This window comes from Waltera sp. (genome assembly GCF_046969025.1).
GTDB classification, from domain to species: Bacteria; Bacillota; Clostridia; order Lachnospirales; family Lachnospiraceae; genus Acetatifactor; species Acetatifactor acetigignens.
The window spans coordinates 13,614-19,073 of the sequence record NZ_JBKVQF010000038.1; the positions used below are offsets into that span (position 1 = coordinate 13,614).

The 5,460-nt window shown below is 43.4% G+C and carries 1 protein-coding gene and 2 pseudogenes; all 3 read left to right on the plus strand.

Annotated elements, in window-relative coordinates; all coding sequences use genetic code 11:
• Positions 1-260, plus strand: a pseudogene (locus ACLTOH_RS14760) (hypothetical protein); the annotation flags it as partial.
• Between the two features lie 697 nt (positions 261-957).
• Positions 958-2,829, plus strand: a complete 1,872-nt coding sequence (gene ltrA / locus ACLTOH_RS14765) for a group II intron reverse transcriptase/maturase (RefSeq protein ID WP_412224322.1) — start codon at positions 958-960, stop codon at positions 2,827-2,829.
• A 140-nt stretch (positions 2,830-2,969) separates the two neighbouring features.
• A pseudogene (locus ACLTOH_RS14770) lies at positions 2,970-5,460 on the plus strand (DEAD/DEAH box helicase family protein); the annotation flags it as partial.

Below are 5,460 nucleotides of genomic sequence, written 5' to 3' on the forward strand. Positions count from 1 at the left end.
TGGGTATCGGCAACTTTTTCGGTATGATGCCGGATTCCATGAAAGAAAGCAGGCTTTACGGAGTAGAGCTTGACAGTATCACCGGACGCATTGCAAAACAGCTTTATCCGCAGGCAGATGTGCAGATCAAAGGCTTTGAAAAGACCGATTATCCGAACGATTTCTTTGATGTGGCAATCGGAAATGTACCTTTTGGTCAGTATAAGGTGGCAGATAAGCAGTATGATAAAAATAATTTCCTGATACACGATTATTTCTTTGGTGCGACTCGTTCCTAAGTGAAAAGCTTAGGTGCAAATTTTGAAAGGCAGGTGAAACAGAGCATTTGCAAACTAACAATTCGATTGGTGGAATGATGGGGTAACGCCCTGAAACGCCAACCTTAATACTCCGACTGGCTCTGCTCAAAAGGTAGATGTTCAGAAGCTCGGTGAAGTCGGCAGAGAGCTACCGTCTTGCAGTTGTGAAAACAGATGCAACGAAAGCTGTCCAGCGGTGGATGGTGTAGCCTATATGCCGGAGGTCTACAAAATATCTATGGTGAGAATGACTGTAAAAGGTCTGACAAATCCTCGAATGTAAGGGTCTATAAGTAGGCTGTATAGAAATGTGCAGTTATCCAAACGGATAGTATGTGGGGAAAAGTAAGAATCGAAGATATGAAATTCCCTATGCCGTTACAGGCGGTATCAAACATACAGGTTCAGAGAGGACACCTACGGATATATGTATAGATAGAGTTGTTGGAACGAGGAAAGCAGAAAAGCTAACCAAAGGTTAGTTAGCGCAGGAAATCATAACTGCGTGAGTTTTCTGTGAGAGCGATGGCACGACCGTTGATGTTCCTGTAATGGGAACGGAGGAACAGCCATTAGCCGTTTATGATTTTCAAATAATAGCAAAGTAAACATTCACAGCTTCGAGTATGACAAAGAAAATCAAATCCGAAAGGAGGAGATGCCTGTGACAACTATGAAGCAGAAAAAGAACTCAAAAATACGCCATTTGGAGTATTATGACTTGCAAAATACGCTTGACACATTGTACGCCGATAGCGGGCGTGGGAAGATTTTCAATAATCTCATGCCACTCATTGAGAGCGAGGAAAACATTCGCCTTGCTTATCGAAATATAAAACGCAACTTTGGAAGCAATACAAGCGGAGTAGACAGGCTGACGATTAAGGATATTGAAAAAATACCCGAAACGAAGTTTGTTGAAGTTGTGAGAAAGAAACTCCAATGGTATAAACCAAAAGCAGTAAGAAGAGTTGAAATTCCAAAACCGAACGGAAAGTTAAGACCGCTCGGTATCCCTGCAATATGGGATAGGATAGTCCAACAATGTATTCTGCAAATCCTCGAACCTATCTGCGAAGCTAAATTCAGCGACAGAAGCAATGGATTTCGACCTAACAGGTCGGCAGAACACGCTATTGCACAAGCATATGCGCTAATGCAAAAATCCAATCTGCATTTTGTTGTGGACATTGATATTAAAGGATTCTTCGATAATGTCAACCACAGCAAGCTGATAAAGCAGATGTGGAATATGGGAATACAGGACAAAAAGTTGCTATGTGTGATTAAGGAAATGCTAAAGGCTCCGATTATTTTGCCAAACGGCGAAACAATTTACCCACAGAAAGGAACGCCGCAAGGCGGAATCCTATCGCCGCTGCTGTCGAACATTGTCCTTAATGAACTGGACTGGTGGATAGTAAGCCAGTGGGAGAAACAAGCTGCCCATAATGTTCGTGACCATATCACGAAAACAGGAGCAATCCACAGAGGGCGAGCCTATGACGCATTTCGTAAATCGGGATTAAAAGAGATGCACATGGTAAGATACGCTGACGATTTTAAGATCTTTTGCTCTACCCGAAAAGATGCCGACAGAGCATACCATGCGACGAAGGCGTGGCTTCAGGAGCGATTGAAGCTGGAAATCAGCGAAGAAAAATCTAAAATTGTTAATCTGAAAAAAGGCTATTCGGAATTTCTTGGGTTTAAGCTCACTCTTATGAAAAAAGGGGCGTCCTATGTTGTCAAATCGCATATATGCGACAAAGCAAAACGCCGAGAAACGGACAAGCTGAAAGGTCAAATCAAAAAGATAGCACATCCCCAAAATGATGAGGAACGAGCTACTCTTATCAACGAATACAATTCCATGATTATGGGTATGCACAACTATTTTCAGATTGCGACCTGTGTGAGTTCGGATTTTGCAGATATGGGGCGAGAAGTTGATGTTGTGAAACTAAGCCAATTAAAGCAAAAGGCACTTTCCGCAAAAGGAGATTACAAAGGATTTTCGTTCATTGAAAAGAAATACGGAAAAAGCAAACAAATCCGATTCTATAGTGGCAAACCTTTGATACCCGTTGCTTATGTTAAGCACAAAAATCCAATGTGGAAGAAAAAATCGGTATGCAAATACACGCCAGAGGGCAGACGAGAAATTCATAAAAATCTTGGCATGGATACCAGAACAATGCTTTTCCTTATGAGAACAAAGGAAGTAGGTCGAAGTGTTGAGTATATGGATAACCGAATTTCTCTCTATGTGGCACAGTACGGAAAATGTGCAATTACAGGGAAAATACTGGAATTACACGAAATTCATTGTCACCACAAAAAGCCTGTCAGTCAAGGGGGAAACGACAGATACGAAAACTTGACTATTTTACACAAGGATATACACCGATTGCTACACGCAACAAAAGAAGAAACAATCAAGGCTTACCTCTCACAACTACAGCTCACCTACAAACAAAAGGCAAAGCTAAACAAGCTACGCCAACTGGCAAATATGCAAGCCATCTAATATTAAAACGAGTTTCTTTACTGCTCGAAAATTGCAAGTTTACTTTAGTTAATACCGAATCATAAACGGTGGAACGCCGTGTGCGGTGAAAGTCGCACGCACGGTGTGGAGCGGGGGAAAATCCGAAGATAACTTCAAAGGATTACCTATCGCTATCAAAGACGTTGGATAAGATGCGTCCCGGTGGTGTGGTTGCTTTAATCACAAGTAAGGGAACGATGGACAAAGCAAGTCCGGAGGTCAGAAGATACCTTGCACAAAGAGCAGACCTGCTTGGTGCAGTGAGACTTCCGAACACTGCATTTAAGGCGAATGCTAGAACCGAGGTCACTTCGGATATTTTATTTTTCCAGAAGCGTGACCGCATGGTGGAGCGTGAGCCGGACTGGGTACATCTGGGAGAAGATGCAAATGGCATTGCAATGAACGCTTACTTTGCAGAGCATCCGGAGCAGATCGTAGGAAAGATGGAAATGTTATCCGGTCCCTATGGCATGGAAAGCACCTGCAGGGCAGATGACAGCAGACCTTTTGCGGAGCAGTTAGCAAAAGCACTTGAAAATATTACAGGACAGATTGATACGATTGATCTGGATGAGGAGCTTGCGGATGACATGAGCAGGCAGAGTATTCCTGCTGATCCGTCCGTCAAGAATTTCAGTTATACCGTAGTCGATAATGAGGTATATTACCGTGAAAACTCTGTCATGAAGCCGGTGGAAGTATCAGACACCGCAAAAGAACGTATCAAGGGAATGGTGGCAATCCGTAACTGTACGCAGGAACTGATTGATATGCAGCTTGAGGAATACTCCGATGTAACAATTAAGGAAAAGCAGGCAGAACTTAACAGCCTGTATGATAATTTCTCTAAGAAATATGGTTTGATTAATTCGCAGACGAATAAGAGAGCCTTTAATCAGGACAGCAGTTATTGTCTGTTGTGTTCTTTGGAAAAACTTGATGATGAGGGCAATTTCAAAGGCAAAGCGGATATGTTTACGAAGCGTACCATTAAAAGGGCAGAGGTTGTCACAAGCGTGGATACTGCAAGTGAAGCGCTGGCAGTATCTTTAGCAGAGAAAGCTAAAATTGACCTTGATTTTATGGGAGAGCTTACCGGAAAAGATAAGGATACACTTACTGAGGAGCTTCGTGGTGTCATTTTTCAGAACCCGCTTACCGATGTCTGGGAGACAGCAGACCAGTATCTAAGTGGTAATGTGCGTGAGAAACTTGCCATAGCAGCCACTTATGCGGAAAATCATCCGGAATATGCCCCAAATGTACAGGCTCTTACGCAGGTACAGCCGAGAGAGCTGGACGCATCGGAGATTGAGGTGCGTATCGGTGCCACATGGATTGATCCAAAGTATATCAATGATTTTATGCGTGACATCTTCCAGACACCGGAACATTTATTCCGCAGGGATACGATAGGTGTGCAGTTTTCGGGTGTAACCGGGGAGTGGAACATTAAGGGGAAGAATGCAGACTTTGGTAATACGCTTGTCAACATGACATACGGAACAAGCCGGGTAAATGCCTATAAGATATTGGAAGATTCCCTGAACCTCAAAGATACGAGAGTATATGACACGATTGAGGAGGATGGAAAGGAAAAGAGAGTCCTCAATAAAAAGGAAACCATGATTGCAAGCCAGAAGCAGGAAGCAATAAGGGAGGCATTTAAGGATTGGGTATTCCGTGATCCGGAACGCAGGCAGACACTTGTGGCAAAATATAATGAGCTTTTCAATTCCACCAGACCAAGAGAATATGACGGTTCGCATCTGAAATTTCCGGGCATGACACCGGATATTGAATTAAAGCCGCATCAGAAAAATGCGGTTGCCCATGTACTGTATGGAGATAATACCCTGCTTGCACACTGCGTTGGTGCCGGAAAGACCTTTGAAATGACAGCGGCGGCAATGGAAAGCAAGCGTCTGGGACTATGCCAGAAGTCATTATTCGTGGTGCCGAACCATTTGACGGAGCAGTGGGCAAGTGATTTCTTACGGTTATATCCAGGAGCAAATATCCTTGCGGCAACGAAAAAGGATTTTGAACCCGCCAACCGTAAGAAATTTTGTTCCCGTATTGCAACAGGTGATTATGATGCCGTTATTATCGGGCATAGTCAGTTTGAAAAAATCCCGTTATCACAGGAAAGACAGGCAGCTACAATCGAAAGACAGATTGATGAGATCGAGCTTGCCATTGAACAGGCGAAAAAAGATAATGGGGAGCGTTATACCATTAAGCAGATGGAAAAATCAAGAAAAGCATTGCAGGTGCGTCTTGATAAATTAAATGACCAGAGTCGGAAAGATAATGTCGTAACCTTTGAGCAGTTGGGGGTAGACAGGCTGTTTGTGGATGAGAGCCACAATTACAAGAACCTGTTCCTTTATACGAAAATGAGGAATGTAGCTGGTATTGCACAGACAGAAGCGCAGAAGTCCTCCGATATGTTTGCCAAGTGCCAGTATCTTGATGAAATCACAGGTGGAAAGGGAGTTACGTTTGCAACCGGAACACCGATCTCTAATAGCATGACGGAGCTTTACACGAATATGCGTTATCTCCAGTATGGCACGCTCCAAAAGCTGGGACTGGGACATTTTG